27 protein-coding genes are annotated in these 24,752 nt (G+C 41.0%); 15 read left to right on the top strand and 12 right to left on the bottom strand.

Annotated features, from left to right (window positions below; all coding sequences use genetic code 11):
* Positions 1–266 precede the first annotated feature (266 nt).
* The 3 genes from GKR92_12860 to GKR92_12870 all read right to left on the bottom strand — a co-directional run bounded on the left by GKR92_12860 (position 267) and on the right by GKR92_12870 (position 3,011).
* Positions 267–593 carry a DUF4156 domain-containing protein gene (locus tag GKR92_12860; protein ID QMU62539.1) on the bottom strand — a complete coding sequence of 109 codons (327 nt, stop codon included), beginning with the start codon at positions 591–593 and terminating at the stop codon, positions 267–269.
* Between the two features lie 122 nt (positions 594–715).
* Complete coding sequence (locus GKR92_12865; protein ID QMU62540.1) at positions 716–2,437, bottom strand: proline--tRNA ligase; 1,722 nt, start codon at positions 2,435–2,437, stop codon at positions 716–718.
* Between the two features lie 121 nt (positions 2,438–2,558).
* The gene (locus GKR92_12870; GenBank protein QMU62541.1) at positions 2,559–3,011 is read right to left on the bottom strand and encodes a DUF4124 domain-containing protein; all 453 of its coding nucleotides are present in this window, start codon (positions 3,009–3,011) and stop codon (positions 2,559–2,561) included.
* Between the two features lie 285 nt (positions 3,012–3,296).
* Here GKR92_12870 and GKR92_12875 point away from each other — a divergent pair, with 285 nt between their 5' ends.
* From GKR92_12875 to bamC, 4 genes are all read left to right on the top strand, one after another.
* Positions 3,297–4,196, top strand: coding sequence for a LysR family transcriptional regulator (locus GKR92_12875; GenBank protein QMU62542.1), 900 nt, complete (start codon positions 3,297–3,299; stop codon positions 4,194–4,196).
* Between the two features lie 172 nt (positions 4,197–4,368).
* Complete coding sequence (locus GKR92_12880; protein QMU62543.1) at positions 4,369–5,475, top strand: AI-2E family transporter; 1,107 nt, start codon at positions 4,369–4,371, stop codon at positions 5,473–5,475.
* A 150-nt stretch (positions 5,476–5,625) separates the two neighbouring features.
* Positions 5,626–6,501 (top strand): 4-hydroxy-tetrahydrodipicolinate synthase, encoded by an 876-nt coding sequence (locus GKR92_12885; GenBank protein ID QMU62544.1) that lies wholly within the window; start codon positions 5,626–5,628, stop codon positions 6,499–6,501.
* A 29-nt stretch (positions 6,502–6,530) separates the two neighbouring features.
* Entirely contained in the window at positions 6,531–7,583 is a 1,053-nt protein-coding gene (gene bamC / locus GKR92_12890; protein QMU62545.1) for an outer membrane protein assembly factor BamC, read from the top strand.
* Positions 7,584–7,616: 33 nt separating this feature from the next.
* On the opposite strand, the gene GKR92_12895 is transcribed toward bamC, so the two are convergent.
* The 3 genes from GKR92_12895 to GKR92_12905 are packed head-to-tail and all read right to left on the bottom strand — an operon-like array spanning position 7,617 to position 10,651.
* Positions 7,617–9,485 (bottom strand): 1-deoxy-D-xylulose-5-phosphate synthase, encoded by a 1,869-nt coding sequence (locus GKR92_12895; GenBank protein QMU62546.1) that lies wholly within the window; start codon positions 9,483–9,485, stop codon positions 7,617–7,619.
* A gap of 4 nt (positions 9,486–9,489) precedes the next feature.
* Positions 9,490–10,410, bottom strand: a complete 921-nt coding sequence (locus tag GKR92_12900) for a geranyl transferase (GenBank protein QMU62547.1) — start codon at positions 10,408–10,410, stop codon at positions 9,490–9,492.
* Positions 10,391–10,651, bottom strand: a complete 261-nt coding sequence (locus GKR92_12905; GenBank protein ID QMU62548.1) for an exodeoxyribonuclease VII small subunit — start codon at positions 10,649–10,651, stop codon at positions 10,391–10,393. The genes GKR92_12900 and GKR92_12905 overlap by 20 nt, the downstream gene beginning before the upstream one ends.
* 184 nt (positions 10,652–10,835) lie before the next feature.
* On the opposite strand from GKR92_12905, the gene GKR92_12910 reads away from it, so the two are divergent.
* The 3 genes from GKR92_12910 to GKR92_12920 all read left to right on the top strand — a co-directional run bounded on the left by GKR92_12910 (position 10,836) and on the right by GKR92_12920 (position 13,325).
* Positions 10,836–11,252 (top strand): rubrerythrin, encoded by a 417-nt coding sequence (locus tag GKR92_12910; protein ID QMU62549.1) that lies wholly within the window; start codon positions 10,836–10,838, stop codon positions 11,250–11,252.
* Positions 11,253–11,369: 117 nt separating this feature from the next.
* Positions 11,370–12,710 (top strand): Fe-S oxidoreductase, encoded by a 1,341-nt coding sequence (locus GKR92_12915; protein ID QMU62550.1) that lies wholly within the window; start codon positions 11,370–11,372, stop codon positions 12,708–12,710.
* A 30-nt stretch (positions 12,711–12,740) separates the two neighbouring features.
* On the top strand, positions 12,741–13,325 hold the full coding sequence (locus GKR92_12920; GenBank protein QMU62551.1) for a DUF3501 family protein: 585 nt from the start codon (positions 12,741–12,743) through the stop codon (positions 13,323–13,325).
* Between the two features lie 77 nt (positions 13,326–13,402).
* Here GKR92_12920 and GKR92_12925 read toward each other — a convergent pair whose 3' ends face one another.
* The 6 genes from GKR92_12925 to GKR92_12950 form a co-directional block, all read right to left on the bottom strand.
* Entirely contained in the window at positions 13,403–13,687 is a 285-nt protein-coding gene (locus GKR92_12925; protein ID QMU62552.1) for a DUF427 domain-containing protein, read from the bottom strand.
* An 81-nt stretch (positions 13,688–13,768) separates the two neighbouring features.
* A complete protein-coding gene (locus GKR92_12930; protein ID QMU62553.1) occupies positions 13,769–14,398 on the bottom strand; it encodes a carbonate dehydratase in 630 nt (209 codons plus the stop codon).
* Between the two features lie 53 nt (positions 14,399–14,451).
* A complete protein-coding gene (locus GKR92_12935) occupies positions 14,452–15,312 on the bottom strand; it encodes a sulfurtransferase FdhD (protein QMU62554.1) in 861 nt (286 codons plus the stop codon).
* Between the two features lie 30 nt (positions 15,313–15,342).
* Positions 15,343–16,695, bottom strand: a complete 1,353-nt coding sequence (gene radA / locus GKR92_12940) for a DNA repair protein RadA (protein ID QMU62555.1) — start codon at positions 16,693–16,695, stop codon at positions 15,343–15,345.
* Positions 16,696–16,753: 58 nt separating this feature from the next.
* Positions 16,754–18,031 (bottom strand): DUF21 domain-containing protein, encoded by a 1,278-nt coding sequence (locus tag GKR92_12945; GenBank protein ID QMU62556.1) that lies wholly within the window; start codon positions 18,029–18,031, stop codon positions 16,754–16,756.
* A gap of 60 nt (positions 18,032–18,091) precedes the next feature.
* Positions 18,092–18,919 carry a phosphohydrolase gene (locus GKR92_12950; protein QMU62557.1) on the bottom strand — a complete coding sequence of 276 codons (828 nt, stop codon included), beginning with the start codon at positions 18,917–18,919 and terminating at the stop codon, positions 18,092–18,094.
* Between the two features lie 198 nt (positions 18,920–19,117).
* On the opposite strand from GKR92_12950, the gene GKR92_12955 reads away from it, so the two are divergent.
* The 8 genes from GKR92_12955 to GKR92_12990 all read left to right on the top strand — a co-directional run bounded on the left by GKR92_12955 (position 19,118) and on the right by GKR92_12990 (position 24,752).
* Complete coding sequence (locus GKR92_12955) at positions 19,118–19,885, top strand: MBL fold metallo-hydrolase (protein ID QMU62558.1); 768 nt, start codon at positions 19,118–19,120, stop codon at positions 19,883–19,885.
* Between the two features lie 89 nt (positions 19,886–19,974).
* The gene (locus tag GKR92_12960; GenBank protein QMU62559.1) at positions 19,975–21,336 is read left to right on the top strand and encodes a signal recognition particle protein; all 1,362 of its coding nucleotides are present in this window, start codon (positions 19,975–19,977) and stop codon (positions 21,334–21,336) included.
* A gap of 184 nt (positions 21,337–21,520) precedes the next feature.
* The gene (rpsP, locus tag GKR92_12965; GenBank protein ID QMU62560.1) at positions 21,521–21,772 is read left to right on the top strand and encodes a 30S ribosomal protein S16; all 252 of its coding nucleotides are present in this window, start codon (positions 21,521–21,523) and stop codon (positions 21,770–21,772) included.
* Between the two features lie 38 nt (positions 21,773–21,810).
* A complete protein-coding gene (gene rimM, locus GKR92_12970; protein ID QMU62561.1) occupies positions 21,811–22,341 on the top strand; it encodes a ribosome maturation factor RimM in 531 nt (176 codons plus the stop codon).
* Between the two features lie 11 nt (positions 22,342–22,352).
* Positions 22,353–23,090: a tRNA (guanosine(37)-N1)-methyltransferase TrmD gene (trmD, locus tag GKR92_12975; GenBank protein QMU62562.1), complete on the top strand. Its 738-nt coding sequence runs from the start codon at positions 22,353–22,355 to the stop codon at positions 23,088–23,090.
* A 14-nt stretch (positions 23,091–23,104) separates the two neighbouring features.
* Positions 23,105–23,449 carry a 50S ribosomal protein L19 gene (rplS, locus tag GKR92_12980; GenBank protein ID QMU62563.1) on the top strand — a complete coding sequence of 115 codons (345 nt, stop codon included), beginning with the start codon at positions 23,105–23,107 and terminating at the stop codon, positions 23,447–23,449.
* Positions 23,450–23,570: 121 nt separating this feature from the next.
* Complete coding sequence (locus GKR92_12985; protein ID QMU62564.1) at positions 23,571–24,041, top strand: methylated-DNA--[protein]-cysteine S-methyltransferase; 471 nt, start codon at positions 23,571–23,573, stop codon at positions 24,039–24,041.
* A gap of 9 nt (positions 24,042–24,050) precedes the next feature.
* Positions 24,051–24,752: an amidotransferase gene (locus tag GKR92_12990; GenBank protein ID QMU62565.1), complete on the top strand. Its 702-nt coding sequence runs from the start codon at positions 24,051–24,053 to the stop codon at positions 24,750–24,752.

Below are 24,752 nucleotides of genomic sequence, written 5' to 3' on the forward strand. Positions count from 1 at the left end.
ACAGTTATTTTTTAGACCACATAGGCTAAAAGAAGTTTAGGTCCTATATGCCTTCTGGCCAGTGTAGCTATTGCTAGATGGAATGCAAGGCAAAAGTATGAAGATGGGCGGGAAGTAAACAGTAAATTAAGCATAAATTAATAAACTAAATAAAACATTACCCTTATAAATATAAGGTTAGTAATGCTTAATTTACAATTTATTTTAGTTTGCTGCTTATAAAGTGTGCAGATTATTTATATATTTACGCAAACAAAATCAGTTATTTAAGGCACGCATCGATAAACCGCAAAGGTTTGTTCGCCATTATCAATTTTTGAGATAGGGGTAACGGTGTCACCGCCCATATTTACAGAGCTATTGCGTGCCAAGATCTGCAGTTCTTTAGCAATAATGGTGGGTTGTCGAGGAACTGTCATTAATGTGGGTTTTACTCGTACTGTTGTTGCGCCACGTTTTTGGCAATTTGCAACTTCTCCGGAACTCAATAACCGTGCTTTTTCGCCACCATGCGTGAGTTTTACACTTGCGCAAGCGTTGATAGTCAAAGTGACCAATGCAATTAATGAAACAAGGAAAAATTTATACAACATGACTTAGACCTAATGATAATTGGGGTTTGAATTATACTCTCTAGAAGATGACAGACTACTAGAACTTCTTCATGCTAGTTAGTTAGCAAATAGATTAAATAGTTTCCTATTAATATCATGTATTAGTGGGAAATAATTTTTTCTTTAAGAAAATGGATAAGGCTATCGATTGGAACTTGTTGGGAATCTGCATCTGCGCGACCTTTATATTCAATATTCCCTTCTTTTAAACCGCGGTCACCAATAACAATCCGGTGTGGTATGCCCATAAGTTCGTGGTCTGCAAACATTAACCCAGCACGCAGATCTCGGTCATCAAAAAGAACTTCTATTCCTGCATCTTGAAGCTTTGAATATAAATGTTCACAGGTTGATTGCACTTGTTCGGATTTTTTTAAATTTATAGGCACTATAGAGAGATGGAATGGTGCAATGGCTTGCGGCCAGATAATTCCATTTTCATCAAAGTTTTGTTCTATAGCGGCTGCAACAACGCGAGTGACGCCAATGCCATAGCAACCCATTGTAACAACTTGATCTTTACCGTCAGCGCCTAATACGCTAGCTTTGAGCGCTTGGCTGTATTTATCTCCTAGCTGAAAAATATGACCGACTTCTATACCGCGTTTAATGGAGACGGTGCCTTTACCATCAGGGCTGGCATCACCATCAACAATCTTGCGTAAATCTACAGTGGGCGAATTGTTAAACTGTTTGCAATCTCGCTGCCAATTTGCACCTTTATAATGAAAACCTTCCACATTTGCCCCGCAGATAAAATTCGATAATGCCGCTACAGCATGATCAAATAAGATTGGGATTTTCAAATCTAGAGGTCCTATAGAACCAGGCTTGCAACCAAGTTCTGCCTGAATGTCTTTCTCACTGGCGAATTCAAGTGGCTCGGCCACACCTTCAAGTTTTTGAGCTTTAACAGGATTGAGTTCATGGTCGCCGCGAAGTACTAATGCAATTAATGTGTCATCCTCGCCTTTTACGATCAATGTTTTAACCACTTGCTCAGGGTGGGTTCCTAGGAATTTGCAGACTTCATCTATGCTGTGTTGATTTGGAGTAGCTGTTTTTTCTAATCTTGCCTGGTCTGTATTCTCAATGCATTCGGGTTTAAATGTAGGTGCTAATTCAACATTTGCTGCGTACTTACTTTGGTTTGAAAACGCAATTGCATCTTCACCAGACTCAGCTAGCACATGAAATTCATGCGAAGCATTACCACCAATGCTTCCGGTATCTGCTTCTACGGCGCGAAACTCGAGTCCTAAGCGAGTAAAAATACTTTGGTAAGTATCAAACATAATCTGATACGTACGTTCAAGACATTCTTTGCTAATATGAAAAGAGTAGGCATCTTTCATGCTAAATTCTCGTGCACGCATCACACCAAAGCGTGGGCGAACCTCATCGCGGAATTTGGTTTGTATCTGATAAAAATTAACTGGTAATTGTTTGTAGCTACGCACTTCTTTACGGACAAAGTCAGTTATTACTTCTTCATGAGTGGGTCCGTAACAAAATTCGCGTTTATGGCGATCGCGCAAACGCAATAGTTCCGGGCCATATTGCTCCCAACGTTCCGTTTCTTGCCATAGCTCAGCGGGTTGAATGGAAGGCATGAGCACTTCGATTGCACCTGATTTATTCATCTCCTCACGAATTATATTTTCTACTTTGCGTAAGGTTCGCAGCCCTATAGGCATCCATGTGTAAAGCCCTGAAGCAAGACGCCGGATCATTCCGGCACGTAGCATAAGTTGGTGACTGACGACTTCTGCGTCAGCAGGTGATTCTTTAAGGGTAGATAGGAAAAACTGGTTTACACGCATGAGATAAAAATAGACTAAATAAAAATTAACTTAAATGATTAAGTCACATAGTAACAAGAAGTCACCACGATCTATATCGTGGTGATTAAATTTAAGGAAGATTGAGGTTAGCTAGGGTGAGTTAGCTGCAGAATTCAGAAACTTGTTCTTGAGATTCTTGTATTTTACCTTGGCGTTCGTCTTCACTAAGCTTGCGATAAACATCGCCATCTTTAATGGTTACTTGACCGCGACTGGTGAGAGATTCCATATTTTTTGTGGCAATTGCACAGTTTTCAGCTTTAATTTTATTACTTTCTTGCATTACCTTTTTGTCAGTTTCACTTTGTTTGCGTTCTTCGCGTCGTTCTTCAAAGCTGTCGCCTGAATTCGAAGCGTCTGAATCCGCTTTAGCGACAGATGTTTTGACTCCAAGATCATCTTGATAGACCACTTCAAATTCAACACCTGGTGCTGGGGGAGTCTGGCTGTAAATGATTCTGCCTTCTTCATTCCACTTATATACAGGAGCGGCATAAGCTGCTGTCCCAAGAATTAGAGCTAAACTTACCGCAAGGAGAATTTTTGAAATCATGATGTGTGAAAAATTAAATATTTAAGTAACAACAGTCTAGCAAAAATGAGTTGTATTTTGGCGAATACTGTATTTTCAGGGGGTTAGGCGGAGCCATTCTAACGACGAAGTTATTTGATAATGGTTCATTTTTACTAAATGTGAACTGCGTATTTGCTTGTTTAAAGCCCTCTGATGTTATGCCTATAGACGAATAAAGGGTGAATTTCATGAGACTTCTAGAGGGATTCTGGTGCTATACTAATTGCCTATAAAAAAAATCAATTAGACTTCAAAGAGGTCTCCATGGCGGATCGACGATTACAGGTATTTTATACAGTTGCAAAACTGTTGAGCTTTACTAAAGCGGCAGAAACGCTACATATGACTCAGCCTGCAGTTACCTTCCAAGTCCGTCAGCTGGAAGAGCATTTTAATACCCGTTTATTTGACCGCACCCATAATCGAGTGACTTTAACCGAAGCAGGACGTAAATCTTATGAATACGCAGAAGAGATTTTCGAACTCTATGCGGAATTGGAAAACTCTATTAAAGAGTTAACGGGTGATGTAAGTGGCGTTTTAACACTAGGTGCAAGTACTACGATAGCTGAATACATGTTGCCAAGTTTGTTGAGTGGTTTTACTAAAGAATTTCCTGATATTCAGTTGCGTCTTAAGGTCTCAAATACTGAAGGCATTGTATCGATGATTGAAAATAGCATGATCGATTTAGGTATTGTTGAAGGGCCCGTTACCAATAAAAATTTATTGGTTGAAAAATGTCGTAAAGACTCTTTGGTAGTAATTGTTCCAAAACATCATGAGCTGGCATCAAAAACTTCTATTTCTATGGAAGAATTGTTGCCTTATCCATTCATATCTCGTGAAGAGGGTTCAGGTACCCGCGAAGTCATTATGGACTATGTGGTCAGCCAGGGTTTGGATCGTAATAATCTTAATCTTAGCTTAGAGCTGGGTAGCCCCGAGTCAGTTAAGGGTGCTGTTGAAGCAGGAATGGGAGTTTCTATTGTCTCAAATGTTACGATTGAAAAAGAGCTTAAGCTCGATAGTATTTCTAAAGTTGATTTAGCCCCGCCACTTGAAAGACCTTTTTCCTTTGTGCGCCAACGACAAAAGTTTCGTTTGCATGCTATGGAACAGTTACTAGAATATGCGCGTGGTTATTGTAGCCCTCCAGAGTAAATTGACCCTATGTAGATTGATAAATAGTAGGGTTGTTATGCAAGAATTACAGCCTTTCCAATAGTTTCTAGTTATTAAGCTCAGTATTTGTTTGTAGATACCCATACAACGATAAGACTGTAAAGAATTTGCTTCATAAATATAGTCTGAATTATGTCCCAAGAATACGCAGATGATTGAATATATAAGAAGTTGGTATCAGCGACATTTCTCTGACCCGCAAGTTGTAATCCTTGCCTTATTTATCATCATTGGCTTTGCGGTCGTTTTATTGGCTGGCGATCTGCTTGCGCCCTTATTGGCCAGTATCGTAATCGCTTATGTGTTGGACGGAGCAGTTGAGATTCTCCGTCGCGGCAAAATTCCAAGATTTTTAGCACTGGGTATAGTGTTTTTTGCATTTATTGCTTTATTGCTGATCATTATCTTTGCTTTGATTCCACAGCTATCTCAACAGTTCACTCAGTTTTTTCGTGAATTGCCCACTATGATTACCCACGGTCAAGATTTAATCATGCAATTGCCAGATCGATATCCGAGCATTGCGCAAATATTTACAGAAGAACAAATCAATGAACTTATTTGGTCGATTCGTTCGCAATTAATTTCTGCTGGGCATAATTTTATCAGTCAGCCACTCGAATCGGTAGTAGGTGTGATTACCATTATGGTGTATCTCATATTGGTGCCATTGTTAGTTTTCTTTTTTTTGAAGGATAAAGAAAAAATATTAAATTGGTTAGAAGGATTTCTTCCTGTCAACCGTGAACTTACAAACGAAGTGTGGTTTGAAGTTAATCAAAAGATAGCGAGTTATATACGCGGTAAATTTTTAGAGATATTTTTAGTTTGGTCGGTCACTTATGCGACATTCGTATTTTTTGGTTTGCAATATGCAATGCTGTTGTCGTTTTTGGTTGGTATCTCGGTGATAGTTCCTTATGTAGGTGCGGCGGTAGTGACTATTCCGATCGCATTTGTAGCTTACTTCCAGTGGGGCATAGGCCCTGATTTTGCATACGTACTTATTGCCTATGCTGTTATACAATTTTTGGATGGAAATATCTTGGTGCCACTTTTATTTTCTGAAGTGGTGAATTTGCACCCAGCAGCAATAATCGCGGCAGTACTTGTGTTTGGAGGAATTTGGGGATTGTGGGGAGTGTTTTTCGCAATCCCGTTGGCCACCTTAGTGAATGCAGTCCTGAAAGCATGGCCTGCAGAAAATGGTAGTGTTGAAAATGATAGTGAGAATGTTCAACAAGCTAAGTCTGCGTGAAATATTTGCTATAAAATTCGTTTTTAGTCCTTGATCTTTAGCCTATATCATTGATTTAAATGGAGGCTAGCACTCTGATTCCTTGTAATACTAGGGTTTCATTTGTAATATCGCTCGCTCCATCATTCAACCATCTAATCGAGGTAACCTGTGTTCAAAGGTAGCATGGTCGCCATTGCGACACCTATGCATGTCGGGGGGGAGGTCGATTTCGACTCGCTGGCCAAATATGTAGAGTTTCATATAGAAAATGACACCGATGCGTTGGTACCTGCGGGTACAACCGGTGAATCTGCAACGCTAAATCATGCAGAGCATTGCGAGGTGATTCAATTTGTTGTTGATCAAGTTAAGGGACGAATACCTGTAATTGCGGGTACCGGTGCAAATTCAACTCAAGAGGCAATTGAGCTGACACAGTGTGCTAAAGATGCGGGGGCAGATGCCTGCTTGCTGGTATCTCCTTATTATAATAAGCCCACGCAAGAAGGTTTAATATTGCATCATCAAGCGATTGCAAAAGCAGTAGCGATACCACAAATTTTGTATAACGTGCCCGGACGTACTGCTGTCGATTTATTGCCTGAGACGGCAATTAAGTTGTCATCTGTTGATAATATTGTTGGCATAAAAGAAGCTACTGGTGAAATTGATCGTTGCAAACAAATCTTAGCTGCTAGTCCTAAAGAGTTTATGTTGATCAGTGGTGACGATTATTCTGCAATGGAATTTCTATTGGCGGGTGGCTGTGGTGTAATTACGGTTACAGGTAATGTAGCGCCTAAACTATTCCATGATATGTGCATAGCGAGTATTGATGGCGATCGAAATAAAGCGCAGGAAATGAATGCCAGATTAGAAAAATTGAACAAGGACTTATTTGTTGAGTCTAATCCTATACCGGTTAAATGGTGTTTAACGGAAATGGGTTTATTTCCTACAGGTACAAGACTACCCATGACTACGCTGTCTGAAATTCATCATGAAACGTTGCGCCAAGCTTTATCAGCAGCAGGCTCAATCTAGATTAATATATACCCTAATTATTGGATTAAATTTTAGTGAAAAAGATACTTCTTACTTGTGTTTCGTTATCACTACTGCTGATTGGTGGCTGTGGTTTCTTAAAGTTCGGTACCGACTTTGTTAGTGGTGGGGAATCTAACCCATTAGAGGCGCCGCCAGATTTAGTGACTCCACAATGGGAAGAGAGTTTAGAAATTCCTAAAACGGCTAATGATCGAGTAAGTGCATTGGAAACCCAAGGTCCAGCATTAGGTGCTGCAGTGCTGCCGGAATTTTTAGATGTTCGTGTGCGTCGCGAGGGTCCAACGACATGGTTAGAAGTGGATAGTGATCCAGTAACTTTGTGGCCACTGATGCGTAAATTTTGGCAAGAACAACAGTACCCGATCGGTAAAAACGAACCTACACTTGGATATATCGAAACGGAGTGGAAGCAACATACCGATCGTTCAGTAAACAGTGAGCTTAATCAAGAGAGCTATGATATCACCGGCGAAAAATTTCGTACGCGTCTAGAGCGCCAACCAAATGCGGTAACAAATATCTTTTTGACTCAACGTGGTGCAGAAGTTGCTGCAGTCAATAAAGGTAATCAAATTTTATGGAAACCTCAGCCGCCCAATAGTGAGCGTGAAACTGAAATGATGATTAGGCTGATGGAGTTTTTAGGAACAGAACGTCAAGATGCGCAACAAAAACTAGCCAGTGCCGATGCGCAAAGTTTATACTTAGATATAAAAGATATTGGCGGCGTTCCTGTTCTAGTGGTGGGTGATATTTATTCACGTGTTTGGCGTCGCACAGGTGTTGCATTAGATCGTTCAGGATTAGCGATTGAAGATCATGATCGTAATAAGGGTGTGTACTTTGTTGTGGTGGACATTGCCCAACCAGGTGTCCCTGCTGAGGAAGTTATTGCCCAAAAAGTGTATTACGAAATACATTTGCTTAGCCAAGGCAAACAAACTTTAGTAACCGCTCACCAAGTAAATAAGGGTGTAGGTGTGATTGATTCAAATACAGCTAAGGCGCTATTAAAACGTGTTGTTGCAGCGTATCCAGGGAGTTATCCAAACTCTTAAGTCAGAACTTCTTTGAGTGATTTAAAAATCTAATTACGAGTACGATTTAGTCTTTTCATTGGTAAAAGTTTGAATCGATTTGAGAATCGATGATGCATCTAAGCAAGCTTGTTCTAGCAGTTCTTCGCGTGATGCGTGATCTAAATATTCATCAGGTAGGCCTAGATTTTTTATTTTAATGTTAGTGTTATTCGCTAACACTTCGTTCACCGCGCTGCCGGCACCACCTGCAGCAACATTGTCTTCAACCGTAATAATAAATTTATATTGTTTAGCGATTTTTTCAATTAGTGTTGAATCAATCGGTTTCACAAATCTCATATTGACTACTGTGGCATCTAGTTCTTCACCCACTTGTAATGCGTCATACACTGGGCTGCCAAAGGCGAGAATAGCAATGCCTTTATGGGTGCCTTCGCGCAAAATTTTAGCTTTACCAATTTCTACTGCATTCATATCTGGATGAACAGGTGCGCCTGGACCAGAACCGCGCGGGTAACGCACAGCAGTTGGGCAATCTTGTAAATGTGCGGTGTAAAGCATGCGCCGAGTTTCGTTTTCATCAGCAGGCGCCATGACCATCATGTTTGGTATACAACGTAGATAAGATAAATCGAAACTACCTGCGTGAGTTTGACCATCTGGTCCCACTACACCAGCACGGTCTATTGCAAACACTACGGGTAAGTTTTGCACTGCAACATCATGAATAAGCTGATCGTACGCGCGTTGTAAAAACGTAGAGTAAATTGCCACTACTGGTTTTAAATTTTCACAAGCCATTCCTGCTGCTACGGTTACGGCATGTTGCTCTGCAATCGCAACGTCGAAATAACGGTCAGGAAATCTTTTTGAAAATTCTACTAACCCAGATCCTTCACGCATCGCTGGAGTAATGGCAACTACGCGCTCATCTTGTTCAGCAATATCGCAAATCCAGTCGCTGAATACATTTGTATACGTAATTTTTGGTTTCTTGTTTGACTTAACCACCCCAACGCTTGGATCGAATGAAGGTACAGCATGATATCCAACGGGATCAGACTCAGCTTTTTCATAGCCTTTGCCTTTGCGAGTAACAATATGTAATAGGCGAGGGCCATCTAAGCGTTTTAAATTTTGCAATGTTTTTACTAAACCAGATACATCATGACCATCTATAGGGCCAAAATAATTGAGCCCCATCTCTTCAAATAAAGTACCAGGTGCAATCATGCCTTTGACATGCTCTTCCGTGCGTTTTGCAAGCTCACGAATCGGAGGGATGGGTTCTAATAGCTTTTTACTACCTTCGCGCATACTGGAAAATACCCGACCCGATAACATGCGGGTTAAATAATTTGTCATTGCGCCTACGTTCGGTGAGATCGACATTTCATTGTCGTTTAGAATCACTAATAAATCAGCCTTGCAATCACCTAAGTGATTTAAAGCCTCATAGGCTAATCCTGCAGTAAGTCCACCGTCACCAATTACCGCAACTACTTTGCGTTTGTTGCCGCTCGCAATGGCCATTCCTAATGCAGCACTAATTGAAGTACTGGAGTGACCTACACCAAAATGATCGTACTCACTTTCTTTTCGCGCTGGGAATGGTGCAAGTCCATCTTTGGTGCGAATGCTAGTAATTTGATTTTTACGACCGGTAAGAATTTTATGCGGATAACATTGATGACCTACATCCCATACAATCCGATCATGGGGGGTGTTGAAAACGTAGTGTAGTGCAGTAGTAATTTCAATCGCACCTAAACCTGCTGCAAAATGCCCGCCACTGGTTGCAACCGAATCTAATAAATATGCACGTAACTCATGTGCGATTGCAGGTAACTGCTGTGAATCCAGCGCACGTAAATCTGCTGGGTATTCGATGCCGTCTAGTAATGGATACTTATGATTCATTATTTTAAGAGTTTCGTGTAACCATATATTGGCTAATTTCGCGCAGATTCTCGGCGCGATCATCTAAGTGATCTATTTCATTTAATGCTTCTTGCAACAAATTATTCGCTGTATTTTCAGCTTGTTCTACCCCCACAATGCTAGGGTAAGTAGGTTTATTTTGCGCAGCATCTGAGCCTTGAGGCTTACCCAATGTTTCGGTATCTGCTTGTATATCAAGTATATCGTCACGTATCTGGAATGCTAAGCCTACTTTCTCTGAAAAATGTGCGAAATGAGCAAAGGTTTCAGGATTATTCATATCACTGGTAATGACCGCCATTAGTACACTGGCTTGGATTAATGCTGCGGTCTTAAGTGTATGCATAGTTCTAATTTGTTTTTCATTAAGCTGCTTGTTTACCGCAGCAAGATCAATCGCTTGACCGCCAGCCATACCTAAAGAGCCAGAAGATTTTGCTAGCTGCAGAATCATATGAACGCGTTGCTCATATGTTGCATCGTCACTAGCTAGTATGGCAAAAGCTTGGGCTTGAATGGCATCACCCGCAAGAATCGCAGTTGCCTCGTCAAATGCTTTATGACAGGTAGGGCGACCACGGCGCAAGTCATCATCGTCCATGGCAGGTAAATCGTCATGAATGAGTGAATAGCTATGCATGAGTTCAACTGCACAAGCCGCGCAGTCTAGTGATTCTAAATTACTGCTGAGTGCTTCACCGGTTGCGTATACGAGAGCAGGGCGAATACGCTTACCGCCACCCAGAACAGAATAACGCATGGCTTTATGTAGCGTTATAGGGGAATCGGTTTCTTGGGGCAGTTTTGTTTTTAGTTGCTGGTTGACTCGACATGCATATTGATCAAGTAACTCTTCAACTGTGTCTGCCTCAGTGGCAATCGTTTCAGTTGACTGAGTCTTCATCTTTGTCGAGATCTTTCTCAATCCAATCTTTATCCTCTTTGCTTAACACGGAAATCTTTTGTTCAGCAGTTAGTAACGCTTGTCGACACTCACGAGTAAGTTTTACGCCTTGTTCAAAGTTTTTAAGCGAATCTTCAAGAGAAAGATCGCCTTTTTCTAATTTATCAACTAGCGTTTCCAGTTGTTTTAGCGATTTCTCAAAGTCGACCGCTTTTGTGGTTGTTTTGCGCGCCAAAGCCATTTCCTAATTAATTTAATTTTTGTACGGACCAGTAGCAGGTTTTGATTTAAGCTTAGGCAATCTGAGTTGACAACATTTTAGACCTAGTCTAAAGTTTCACCCAGTTTAGACTAAGTCTAAATCATAGAAACAGGCATAATCCATTGTGATTTTGCTAAAAACATCATAGCTGGAGGTAGCGATAATGTCTCTAAAAGGCAGTAAGACAGAAGGTAATTTAAAAGATGCGTTTGCGGGTGAATCACAAGCGAATCGTAGATATCTATATTTTGCGGCAAAAGCTGACGTAGAAGGATACAACGATGTGTCTGCAGTATTTCGTTCAACCGCTGAGGGCGAAACAGGGCATGCTCATGGTCATCTTGAGTACTTAGAAGAGTGTGGTGATCCAGCAACGGGTCTTCCAATTGGCTCAACCTCTGATAACTTAAAAGCAGCAATTGCTGGTGAAACTCATGAGTACACTGATATGTACCCAGGAATGGCAAAAACTGCACGTGACGAAAGTTTCGACGAAGTTGCAGATTGGTTTGAAACGCTTGCTAAAGCAGAGCGTTCACACGCTAATCGTTTTCAGAAAGCCCTTGATACACTAGACTAGAAACACTCTAGACTAGTCTAGGTAACTGAATAAAAGCCGAAAAGATTTTGCAAATGCACAAATCGTATTAACACGATTTGTGCATTGCAGAAGTTCTAAAACACACAGGATTTATTAATGAGAGAAGGGAGCTTAGACGCACCTACGCGGCATCCTATTGACTGGAAAGATCCAAAGTTTTACGACCAAGAAGATCTTAATACTGAGTTAGAGCGTATTTTTGACATCTGTCATGGATGCAGGCGCTGTGTAAGTTTGTGCAATTCTTTTCCTACACTATTTGATCTGGTGGATGAATCCGAAACCATGGAAGTAGATGGTGTTGCAAAAGATGATTACACCAAAGTCGTTGATCAGTGTTATCTATGCGATTTATGCTTCTTAACTAAGTGTCCTTATGTTCCACCACATGAATGGAATGTAGATTTTCCACATCTAATGTTGCGCGCAAAAGCAATCAAATTTAAAGAAAAGGGTGCATCTAAGCGAGACAACATGCTTAGCAACACGGATAAAAATGGCAAATTTTTTGGAATTCCAGTCGTTGCGCAAACCGTAAATGCGGTAAACAATAGTTCTCTTGCACGTAAAGGCATGGGGAAAACCCTAGGCATTCATCCAGATGCTTATTTGCCTAAATATCAAAGCAAGTCAGCAAAAAAACAATTTACCAAACATCAAACGTCTGTGAGTTCGCCAAAAGCAATTGGCAGCACAACAGGGAAAGTAGCTATTTATGCAACGTGCTATGGAAATTATAATGAACCTGATTTGGTCGAAGATTTGATAAAGATTTTCGAGCACAACAACATTGCTACCAAGTTCATCACCCAAGATAAATGTTGCAGTATGCCTAAGTTAGAATTGGGTGACTTGGAATCCGTAGCGGCGAATAAAGATCATAATATTCCTATCATGGAAAAAGTTATTGATGATGGTTGGGATATCATTGCACCTATTCCTTCATGCGTATTAATGTTCAAACAAGAACTGCCATTGATGTTTCCTGAGGATGAAGCATTAAAGAAAGTGCAGCAATCTATTTTTGACCCGTTTGAATATTTAGCATTGCGTAAAAAAGAAGGCATGATGAATACTGATTTCCCAACATCACTTGGGAAAGTCTCTTATCACGCACCATGTCACTTGCGTGTTCAGAAAATAGGCAATAAAACCAGAGATATTTTAAATTTGGTTCCCGATACAGAAATTGAGCTGATTGAACGTTGTGCAGGGCATGATGGTACTTATGCAGTAAAAGAAGAATTCCATGAAATCTCAATGAAAATTGCACGACCCGTTGTAAATAAAATCAAAAATAATGAGCCAAACTATTTTTCCAGTGATTGTCCATTGGCGGGCTATCATTTAGCAAATGGCCTCAACAAAAACGATGATAAAAATGAGTCGTCGCCAACACACCCAATAACTTTATTGAAAACTGCATACGGGCTATGACTTATCTAATTTCAAAATAAATTGTTATTTATGCAAAAACTATTCAGACAAGATTTACATTCTCTAGAAGACTACTCTGCCATGCGCGATGAATTTCGCGCGCAAATCATTCAACATAAAAAAAATCGTGTATTACAAGTCGGCCCCAATATCACCATGCATTTCGAAGACCGTCTGGTGATGCAATATCAAATTCAAGAAATGTTACGTGCGGAAAAGATTTTTGAAAGCGCGGGCATTCAAGAAGAGCTTGATGCCTATAATCCAATGATTCCAGATGGAAGTAATTGGAAAGTAACCTTCATGATTGAATTTCCAGACCCAGATGAACGCGCAATTCGTTTAAGAGAATTATTGGGTATTGAAGACGCTACTTATGTGCAAGTGTCGGGTCACGATAAAGTACATCCTATAAGTGATGAGGACTTGCCGCGTGAGACGGCTGAAAAAACTTCTTCTGTGCATTTTATGAGATTTGAATTAACACCAGAAATGGTGAGTGAGTTAAAAGAGGGTGCAGCATTAACTATCGGGATTGATCACCCTGAGTATAAGCATGCCATTGAGGCATTGTCGGGTTCTATGCGAGATTCGTTAGTGGCGGATATGGATTAAATGTAAATTTTCCTAATGTCCGTTTTCGGCCAATAGCGGTCATTCAGTTTTTGATATTTAAATTAAGCGTAATACATTTATTCAATTACTTCGACACCTCGCCAAAAGGCAATATAATTTTCGATATTCTTTGCTTTGTCTTTTGCTTCTGGGTAATACCAGGCAGCATCTTCGTTTTCTTTTCCGTCTACGTTAATAGTGTAGTAGCTCGCTTGCCCTTTCCAATAACATTCAGTGTGTTTATTGCTTTTTACTAAATGTTTATAGTTAACCGATTCAGGAGGAAAGTAGCAGAAAGTATCGATTACAATCGTCTCATCACTCTCTGCAATGACTTTATTTTTCCAAATCGCTTTCATGATTTATTTCTACCAAATTTTACAGTTTATTGTGCAATGCTTAATTATTGAATGTCCGCTTTGGGTCGTAAGCGGACATTACACTTAGTTTATCCACGCAAATTTTTCTTTTAATTCTTCTGTTGAGCTTATACACATATCCAGATCTTTCAGAATTCCATTGTTAATATTATAAATCCAACCATGAATGGTGAGGTTAGCGCCGCCTTCCCATGCGTGTGCAACAATATTGGTATTGCATACATTAACTACTTGTTCCTGAACATTAAGTTCACATAATCGATCATGTTTGTTATCAGCGGATAAACCATCTAATTTTTTAGCATTAAATCGTGCGACGTCTTTTACATGGCGCAGCCAATTGTCGACGAGACCATGTTCCTGGTCTTCCATAGCCGCGCGTACACCGCTGTAGCCATAGTGTCCACATACAATGATGTGTTTAATTTTTAATACATCCACTGCGAATTGTATGACGGATAAGCAGTTTAAATCGGTGTGGGTGACCACATTGGCAATGTTGCGATGCACAAAAACTTCACCTGGTGGTAGAGCGATAATTTGGTTTGCTGGTACACGGCTATCCGAGCAACCAATCCATAAGTACTCAGGAAATTGTTGTTGAGCTAATGTTGAGAAAAATTCGGGGTTATTCTTGTTAACAGTGTCTGCCCAAGCAATATTATTATCTAAAAGATGTTTTAGCGTTTTCATTTTTTATCTATTCCTTGATAAGTAGGGTCATGACTCTAATGCTTTGTTGACAATTATGAGGCGGGTGGTTTTTTGGGCGTTGCATCGAATTCAATTTGTTCGGAACCATTGTAAACAAGAAAAGCTTTACCTTTAGCGCGTGCGATCATCACGATACCTAAGTCGCGTGCGAGCTCTAAGCCCATGTTGGTTACACCTGACCGTGAAAGTAAAACAGGAATGCCCATATTAGCGGACTTCATTACCATTTCTGAAGTTAATCGGCCCGTGGTATAAAAAATTTTATCACTGCCTTGTTGATGTTCCAGCCACATCCAACCAGAGATTGCATCAGCTGCATTATGCCGGCCTACATCTTCAACAAATTTTAATATATTCTTGTCATCACCCACATCTTGATTGCATAGGGCGCAGCCATGCACGGCACCGGCTTTTTTATAAATATCATTGTGTGTAGTAATTTCTGCGAGTAGCGCATAGATTTTAGATTGCTTTAAAGCAACTTTGGGTAACTTGGCATCGTAAAGTTTATCCAGTGTGCAACTGAAGACTGTGCCTTGTCCGCAGCCTGATGTAACGGTGCGTTTACTAAGCTTTTCTTCCCAGTCAGTAATTTCTTTATCAGCTACTAAGCGAACATCAACTAATTCTTTTTCCCAGTTCACTTTCACTGATTCAACATCGGTAATGTCTTCAAGTAAGCGCTGATTTCGAAGATAGCCTAGAGTGAGTTCTTCCGGGTGAGTGCCTAGAGTCATTAAGGTAACAATCTCGCGGTCATTCACTTTTAAAGTCAAAGGTGATTCACCGGCCACGTGTACTTCACGTTGCTCGCCAAATTGGTTAATTGCACTTACGCCGTGGGTAGGCGCTAACCCTTCTTGTGACATCTGTGGGCGGTATATTCTATCCATACTTGCTTGGTCTAATTTCACTAATTTATTTTATAGGGCCTTTTCGATCGCTTCACTAAGTTTGTCTACGCCAATGATTTCTAGCCCGGGAATTTTTTCTTTTGGTTTGTTGGCACCAGGGATGATGGCTTTCTTAAATCCATGTTCCTTGGCTTCTTTAAGGCGTGATATGCCGTTATAGACTGGGCGTATTTCTCCAGTAAGTCCTACTTCACCAAACACGATTAAGTTGCGGTCGAGTGGTTGATCTCTAAAGCTAGAATAAGCTGCTAGTAAAACTGCTAAGTCAGCACCGGTTTCTTTTAATGAAACGCCGCCTACGATGTTTACAAATACATCTTTGTCATAAATGGCAATACCGCCATGTCTATGCAAGATGGCGAGCAACATAGTTAATCTATTTTGATCGATGCCTACGGTTACACGTCTAGCGTGTCCAGTGGGGTTGTCATCTACAAGAGATTGGACTTCTAGTAATAAAGGGCGTGTGGCTTCACAAGTAACGGTGATTACACTTCCAGGCGTGTGTTCAGAGCGTTGTGATAAGAAAATAGCGGATGGATTTTTAACGCCTTTTAGCCCTGACTCTTGCATGGCGAAAACACCCAGCTCGTTTACTGCACCAAAACGATTTTTTACTGCGCGTAATACTCGATAGCGACCGCCTTCTTCGCCTTCAAAATACAAAACAGTATCAACAACATGTTCGAGCACGCGAGGGCCGGCGATTGAGCCATCTTTGGTGACATGTCCCACTACAAAGACGGTGGTGTCAGTTTGCTTTGCAAATTGTGTGATTTGATTTGCGCATTCGCGCACTTGAGATACGGAGCCAGCAGCAGAAGGTGTTTTTTCTGAAGAGAGTGTTTGAATTGAGTCGATCACCATGATACTTGGGCGTTCGCGCATAGCATTGGCAAGAATTTCTTCAAGATTGTTTGATGCCAGTACGCGTAATGTTGAATCTTTGTAGCCTAGACGTTCTGCGCGTAGTGCAACTTGCTGTAAAGACTCTTCGCCAGTTACATACAAGGCTCGCTCACGGTCCAATGAACTAAGAACTTGTAATAATAAAGTGGACTTTCCTATGCCGGGATTTCCTCCTACTAAAATAACGGAACCAGAAACAATTCCCCCGCCCAATACGCGATCTAATTCTGTAAGAGGGGTTTTGATGCGAGCATGGGTTTCGCAAGCAACGTCGTTGATCGCTTGAATTTCGTTGGCTGCGCCGGGGAGTGAAAATGAACTTACTTTCTGTTTTTGAAAAACTGCCGCTTGTTTTTCAATCGAGTTCCATGCACCACAATCAGAACATTGTCCCATCCATTTGGAGAATAGTCCTGAGCATTCGGTGCACACATAGCTGAGTTCTTTTGCCATGTAGCTATTGTACTAGATCAGTAGATTTTCTTGCTTTACTCGTATGGGAGAGTAAAGATTAGGCAACCTGTTCGTGTTGTGGTAAACGAGGGCTTATGCGCACCGTGCGAACTGCATTGTTCTGTATTTGTACAACTTCTATGGGGTAGCCATCAATTAACACACTGGTGCCTGGCTCTGGGATGGATTGCATGTGTTCTAAAATTATACCATTGATAGTTTTTGGCCCGTCTGCGTGTAACTTCCAAGTTAAGGCTTTATTGATATCGCGGACATGTGAACTTCCATCAACTAGGAATGTGCCATCTTTCTGTGGATGAATTTCAACATCATAGCTTGCGGGGTCGTTAGTAAATTCGCCGACAATCTCTTCTAGTAAATCTTCTAAGGTAACCATGCCTTGAATATCACCAAACTCATCGACTACCAAACTTAAGCGACGTTTTTTGGCCTGAAATTCAAATAACAGTTTTTTTAAGTGTGTGCCTTCGGGTATGAAGAAAGGTTCACGGATTACTTTTTCTAAATCCTCGCGTTCCAAGTCTTTATCTAAAATTTTTAAAATGAATTTCCGCAAATGTAGGAAGCCAACAACATTATCAATACTGTCTCGATAAACCGGAACGCGTGTATAGGATATATTTTTTAATTGCGTAACAATGTCTTCCCAATCATCATCAAGGTCTATACCAATAATTTCATTTTTAGGGATCATGATATCTTCGGCAGTGATTTGTTCTAAATCTAAAACACCCAGGAGCATTTGTTGGTGCTCGCTAGATATAGTTGTGCCCTCATCATTTACTGCAGTACGAAGTTCATCGTGAGAAAGTGAAGTGAGCACACTCTTTTCAACATTTATTCCAAATAATCGTAGTAGTGAATTTGAAAAGAAGTTAGCTACCCAAACGAACGGGTACATTACCGTTAATAATGGCTTGTAAATCCGCGCAGCGGGTAGCGCTAGTTTCTCTGAATGTAATGCGGCAAGTGTTTTTGGTGTCAGCTCAGCAAACACTAAAATCGCGAAAATTAAAATAAGGTTGGCAACAAAAATTCCGAAACTGCCGTGCATTCGATAACCGATGTACGCTGCAAGTTGGGCAATTAGTAAATTGACAACATTATTGCCCAATAGGATTAAACCAATTAAGCGATCAGGTTTTTCTAAAAGTGATTGTGCTTGTTTAGCGCCAGGGTGACCGTTATTTGCTAAATGACGCAAGCGATAACGATTTAAGGCCATTAACGCTGTTTCTGAGCCTGAAAAAAATGCTGAGAGAAAAATTAATATGAGCAACACTAATAGAAGTGTGCCTATCGAGTATTCGTCCAAGGTCGTGTTGACCCTCCGGTAATAAAGATACAGTCATTAACTGCCGCACGCAGTTATTTGTCAAGAGAGAGGTATGTTAGTTGCCCTATTCAGTAGAATTTCTTGGACAAACTTACTTCCTAAGTAGGCCAAGATGAGAAAAGCAAAGCCGCCTAGGGTCCAGCGAACCGCCATTTGTCCACGCCAACCAAATTTCCAACGCCCCCACAGCAGTACTGCAAAAAGCACCCACGCTAAGATAGATAAGATTGTTTTGTGAACAATATGTTGTTGAAACATATTTTCTAAAAATAAAAATCCGCTTACCAGTGCAACAGAAAGTAGAACAAAGCCGATAGTGATAGTTTGAAATAAGAACTTTTCAGTATCGTGCAGCGGCGGTAAGACGCGCGTCATGCTGTCAAATTTTGCTTTATGAAGATGGCGTTCTTGATTGAATAACAAAATCGATTGTATAGCTGAAATAGTGAGCACACTAAAAGCGAAAAGTGAAAATACAATATGTAACTGCAAACCGCGAACATTTGATGTGGCGACATGAATTTCAGGTTTAATAATCGTCAATGCAATACCGGCAACCACAATGGGCAATAAGTACAAACCGATAAATTCTCTTTTCTTGGAGATGGATAAAATTAAAACCAGAGTGGAAATCATAAACAGCATCAGAGAGACGATGTTGTAAAAGGTTAGATTCAATCCTTGGGATGTAAAGGTTTGTGGGTAAAGGTGTACTGCATGCAATACGCAAGCAATGGCCCACATCAATAGCATAAGGCCGCGTTTGTCAGTAATTTGACTATTTGATGGGAGGTGTGAGCGCCACAACAGCACGACAAAAGTGATTGCGTAAAATACTATGGTGCTGTATTTCAGTATGCTTGACATATACAAACAAAAAATTCTGCTTTAAGTGGCTAATATAATGAGAACGAGGTCACAAGAAACTAGGATCGATGTAATAAATATCTTCGTTTATCAGGTCATTATCTCAGACAATCATATCTAAAGTGAATTGAGATCGGTTAGACATTTCTGTGTTGTTGGCAATGATAGCATTATTCAGATCTTGATCATTAATAACCAATGAATATACGTATCCTCGGCTGCAGCGGTGGAATTGGCTTAGGCAATAAGACCACCTCGCTATTAATAGATGACTCGGTGCTAATCGATTGTGGCACGGGTTTGGGCGACCTGTCGCTTGATGAACTGTCTAAACTCCAACATGTTTTCATTACTCATAGCCACCTAGATCATATTGCCTTATTACCGATGTTGTTGGACACGGTCTACGATGCTCTTGTAGATCGCCCTTTGACGTTGCACTGCAAACAAGAGACCTATGATGTGCTAGCAAAGAATATTTTCAATTGGGATGTGTGGCCAAACTTTTTCGAGTTACCTGATCCTAAAACTCCTGTGATTATTTATGAATCGATGCAGTCTGGCGACTGTATAGAGTTTGGCGACAAGGTCATAAAGATGGTGGAAATGAATCATTCTGTTCCTGCTGCGGCATATATCATCAACAATGGCACAGGCAGTATTGCATTCAGTGGCGATTCATTTACCAATGACACCTTCTGGGATGCGCTTAATGAAGAACCGCGAATGGATATGATTATTGTAGAGTGCGGGTTTACCAACGAAGATGAAGATATTGGTCGTGATGCGAAGCATTATTATCCTAATGCCTTGGCAGATGACTTAAAAAAATTAAACCATCGTCCAGAATTATACATTTCTCATTTGCAGCCAGGGAAAGAAGACTTGATCATCGAGCAGCTTAATACCGCTATTTCAGACTTTAAAATACATCAGCTCACCAGTGGCCAGATTATTAGGATCTAATTACGATTTAATTTCGATCTAATTACGTTGTAATTTCGCTATAATCCACTTCCTTTGTTAACTAGGCTCCTTAATAGGAGCATATTTCTATGTTTGATAGTTTATCCACTCGCCTTGCGGGTACTGTTCAAAAACTGCGCGGGCAAGCACGCTTAAGCGAAGAAAATATCCAAGAAACGTTGCGCGAAGTACGTATGGCTTTGCTAGAAGCCGACGTTGCGTTGCCGGTTGTCAAAGATTTTATTGCAAGCATTAAAGAGAAAGCTTTAGGCCAAGAAGTATTGACCAGTTTGTCTCCTGGTCAGGCGCTCATCAAGATTGTAAATGATGAGTTAGCGCATTTGATGGGGGATGCTAATGAATCATTAGCGCTCGCTGCGCAACCTCCTGTGGTTATATTAATTGCGGGATTACAAGGTGCAGGTAAAACCACCAGTATCGGTAAACTTTCTCGCTTTCTAACTGAGAAACAAAATAAATCTGTCGCGGTGGTGAGTTGTGACGTTTATCGTCCAGCGGCAATTCAACAACTGCAAACACTGGCAAATGAAGTAGGTGTTGAATTTATACCAAGTGATACTAGTCAGGCGCCGATTGATATTGCCAAGCGAGCAGTAGAGCAAGCTAAAACACAATTTAAAGATGTGTTGTTAGTGGATACTGCGGGCCGATTGCATGTTGATGAAAAGATGATGCAAGAAATCATTCAGTTGCATCAAGCCATACAGCCCACTGAAACATTATTTGTTGTCGATAGTATGAGTGGTCAGGACGCGGCGAACTCTGCAAAAGCGTTTAATGAAGCACTGCCATTAACCGGCGTAATTCTGACCAAGACAGATGGTGATGCGCGAGGTGGCGCAGCCTTGTCGGTGCGACACGTAACGGGTAAACCCATTAAATTTTTGGGAACCGGCGAAAAAACCACAGCGCTAGAACCGTTTCATCCAGATCGTATTGCATCGCGGATTTTGGGAATGGGCGATGTGGTGAGTTTGGTTGAAGAAGTTGAGCAAAAAGTTGATCACGAAAAAGCTCAGAAACTTGCTAAGAAAATTAAAAAGGGTAAAAGCTTCAATATGGTTGATTTAAAAAGTCAGCTTGAACAAATGATGAGTATGGGAGGCATGGCTGGCATTATGGATAAAATTCTGGGTGCTGCGGGAATGGCTCAAAAAGCATCAGGTATGGGAGATGACAAGTCTTTGCATCAGATGATTGCGATCATCAATTCTATGACGCCACATGAGCGTCGTTTTCCAGATGTGATTAAGAATACCCGCAAGCGTCGTATTGCTGCTGGGTCCGGTACTCAGGTGCAAGATGTAAACCGTCTGCTTAAGCAGCACCTACAAATGAAGAAAATGATGAAGAAGTTCTCCAAGAAAGGAGGCATGCAGCGCATGATGCAAGGATTGAAAGGTGGTGGGATGCCGCCAGGATTAGGTTAACGCATGGCTTGATATATTCACGGACTGAGATGCCGTCTGGGTTAGCGTAAGGAATTGAACCGTCTCTTATCCCTTTATCTATCTCTTAATCTCAGGGCTGAAGTGCCTCAATACGCTTTATTTTCGGCCAAATCTGCGTACAATGCCCGGCTCTCAATAACGCAAATATTCAGATTAGAAATATATGGTCACCATTCGATTAGCCAGAGGCGGAGCTAAAAAGCGCCCTTTCTACCACATTGTTGTAACGGATTCGCGCAAACGTCGTGATAGTAGTTACATTGAACGAATTGGCTATTTTAATCCTACTGCAAAAGGTCAGGAAGTAAGGTTGAATATTGAGATGGAGCGTTTTGAGCATTGGTGTGGTCACGGAGCTAAGCCTTCAGACCGAGTTGCATATCTGGTGAAGAATCACCTCAAGCAAGCTGCTTAATAAGCACTGCCTTTTCAAAACAATTTCTTTAGCCCGTATTGGGCTGCATCTTGAGTCAGCAAGATACACATATTCAGCTCGGAGCTATCCAAGGTGTTTTCGGCATCAAGGGTTGGCTAAAAATATTTTCCTTTTGTCGTCCTAAAGAACAGATTCTCGATTACTCAAAGTGGCAGTTGCGAACATCCAGCAGTGCAGAGATATATGAACTGCAAGAGGGTAAGTTGCATAGTAATAAAATTGTCGCAAAGTTGAGTAACATTGATGACCGTACTCTAGCGGAAACATTGGTGCGTTCTGAGATTTGGATTGCTAAGACCGAGTTGCCTGATCTCGTGAGCGATGAGTTTTACTGGTTTCAGTTGGAAGGACTAAGTGTAATTAACATTGAAGGAGATCAGCTGGGCCTAGTTAAGAGGATGATGGAGACCGGGGCGAATGATGTGTTGGTAGTGCAAGATAAAAATGACAAGCAAGAAATATTAATTCCATATATTCGTGAACAAGTGGTTAAACACGTAGACTTAGAGCAGAAAAAAATTACGGTTGATTGGCAAAAAGACTACTAGCGCTTACATTAATGAATTTTAAAGTCATTACACTGTTTCCAGAAATGGTATTGAACTTGGCAATGTTCGGTGTTGTAGGTAGGGCGATTGAAAATAATATTGCCAGCCTTGAAGTTTTCAATCCTAGAGATTTTTCTAGCGACCTTAATCGTCGTGTGGATGACCGTCCCTATGGGGGCGGCCCAGGCATGGTGATGCAATTTGAGCCTTTACTAAAAACCATACAAAAGGCTAGGAAATCTGAAACTAGCGTGCGAGTGATCTGTCTGTCCGCTCAAGGCAAACCATTTCAACATGCGGATGTAGAAAGACTAACTGCCTACAGTAATCTGATACTGCTTGCAGGACGGTATGAGGGCATTGATGAGCGTTTAATTGAAGCTGGGGTCGATGAGGAGATCTCGATCGGGAATACTGTAGTGAGCGGTGGTGAATTACCTGCAATGATGATGGTGGATGCACTCATTAGACACATTCCAGGGGCATTGGGGCATGATGAATCGGCACATCAGGATTCCTTTGTTGACGGGCTGCTCGATTGCCCGCATTATACGCGCCCGGAAAGAATCAACGATCTCAGTGTACCCAAGGTATTACTGGGCGGTGACCATCAAGCCATTCAGAGATGGCGCGAAAAACAGTCATTGGGACGTACTTTTCAACGCAGGCCAGATCTAATTGAAAAATTAGAGCTAAGCGATGAGCAAAAGGCCTTGCTACAGGAATATATACAAGAACACCAAAACTAAAGTACCTTAAGAACATGTCGAATATTATCCAAGAAATAGACCAGCATCAGCTCAAGCAAGATTTACCTGACTTCAGTCCTGGTGATACCGTAGTTGTGCAGGTAAGAGTAAAAGAAGGCGATCGTGAACGTTTGCAGGCTTTTGAAGGTGTTGTCATTGCCAGACGTAATCGTGGAATAAATTCCGCATTCACAGTACGGAAACTTTCGCATGGTGAAGGGGTTGAGCGAGTATTTCAGACTCACAGTCCTTTAATTGAAAGTGTAGCGGTAAAGCGTAAAGGTAACGTAAGACAAGCTAAGCTTTACTACTTGCGTGGACGTACCGGTAAGGCCGCTAGGATCAAGGAAAAAATCTAAAAGAAAAAATATAGCTGTAGTTTTAAATTTTATTCGAAACGCCTCGTATATCGAGGCGTTTTTGTTTCTGCCATAGTAAAGTCTATAGCAGACCCTCCAGGTCAAACATGTACAATTCAGTATGGATCAAATCGTTGTAAAAACCCCAATCGGCAAGATCGCGGTGGATTATCAAGATGACTTTGTAATGGAAGTGCGGCAAGTCGCTGATCAAGTGCGTGCGCTATCTAAAAAAGATCCTTTTGCAGTAGAAATACAAAAACAACTAACGGCTTATTTTTCAGGAGATCTAGAAGAATTCAATTTGCCGTTTTTATTTAAGCAAGGAACGGATTATCAATTAAGAGTATGGGATCAAATTAGAAAAATTTCATTTGGCAGTACTAAAACCTATGGAGAAATAGCTAAAAAGATTAAATCGGGTCCACGTGCAGTAGGTAATGCATGTCGGCGTAACCAGTTATTGTTACTGGTTCCTTGTCATCGAGTGGTAAGTGTTGCGGGCTTAGGTGGTTTTATGGGTGATGACACAGGCAAGCTTGTGCAACGCAAACAATGGCTGCTTGATCATGAGCAGGTTGTTGATAGCTAAATAATTTTTATGCAAATACATTACTTGAAGCATGTTCCATTTGAAGGCTTAGGCTCAATGGAAGATATATTTGTTGCTCGTGGTTGTACTTTGTCGAGAACTTGTATGTACGAAGATCAATCTTTGCCATCGATACACGATATTGATGCATTGGTGGTAATGGGTGGGCCGATGGGTGTGGGGGATGATGATGAATATCCATGGCTTACTTTAGAGAAAGAATTTATTGAATCGGTGCTAAAACGTGAAATACCTGTGTTAGGGGTATGTTTGGGCGCGCAACTTATCGCTAATGTGTTGGGAGCTAAGGTCAGTAAGAATGCAAATGAAGAAATAGGTTGGTTTCCGGTTAAGCGTACCAAAGGACTTATGGATGAACGAGTCGAGAACTTGCCAATTCGTTTTGATGCTATTCACTGGCATAGCGATACTTTTGATATTCCAAAGGGCGCTAAAAACTTTATGACGAGCGAGGCATGCGTAAATCAAGGTTTCGCCTACGGTGATTCTACACTCGCACTGCAGTTTCACTTAGAGATGTTACCTAGTCATGTGCAGACGATTTATCAAGAATGCGGCAAACCAGAGAAAGTAGGCCCTTTTGTTCATGGATTGGAAGAACTGCTAGCACCAGTGGATAATTTCCAGCAAGCACGCGAAACGCTAGAGAAATTTCTAGAGGCCTTTATTTTTCAAAAAGTGACCCAATAA

It is taken from the genome of Gammaproteobacteria bacterium, from assembly GCA_014075255.1.
Taxonomy (GTDB): Bacteria; Pseudomonadota; Gammaproteobacteria; order UBA4575; family UBA4575; genus JABDMD01.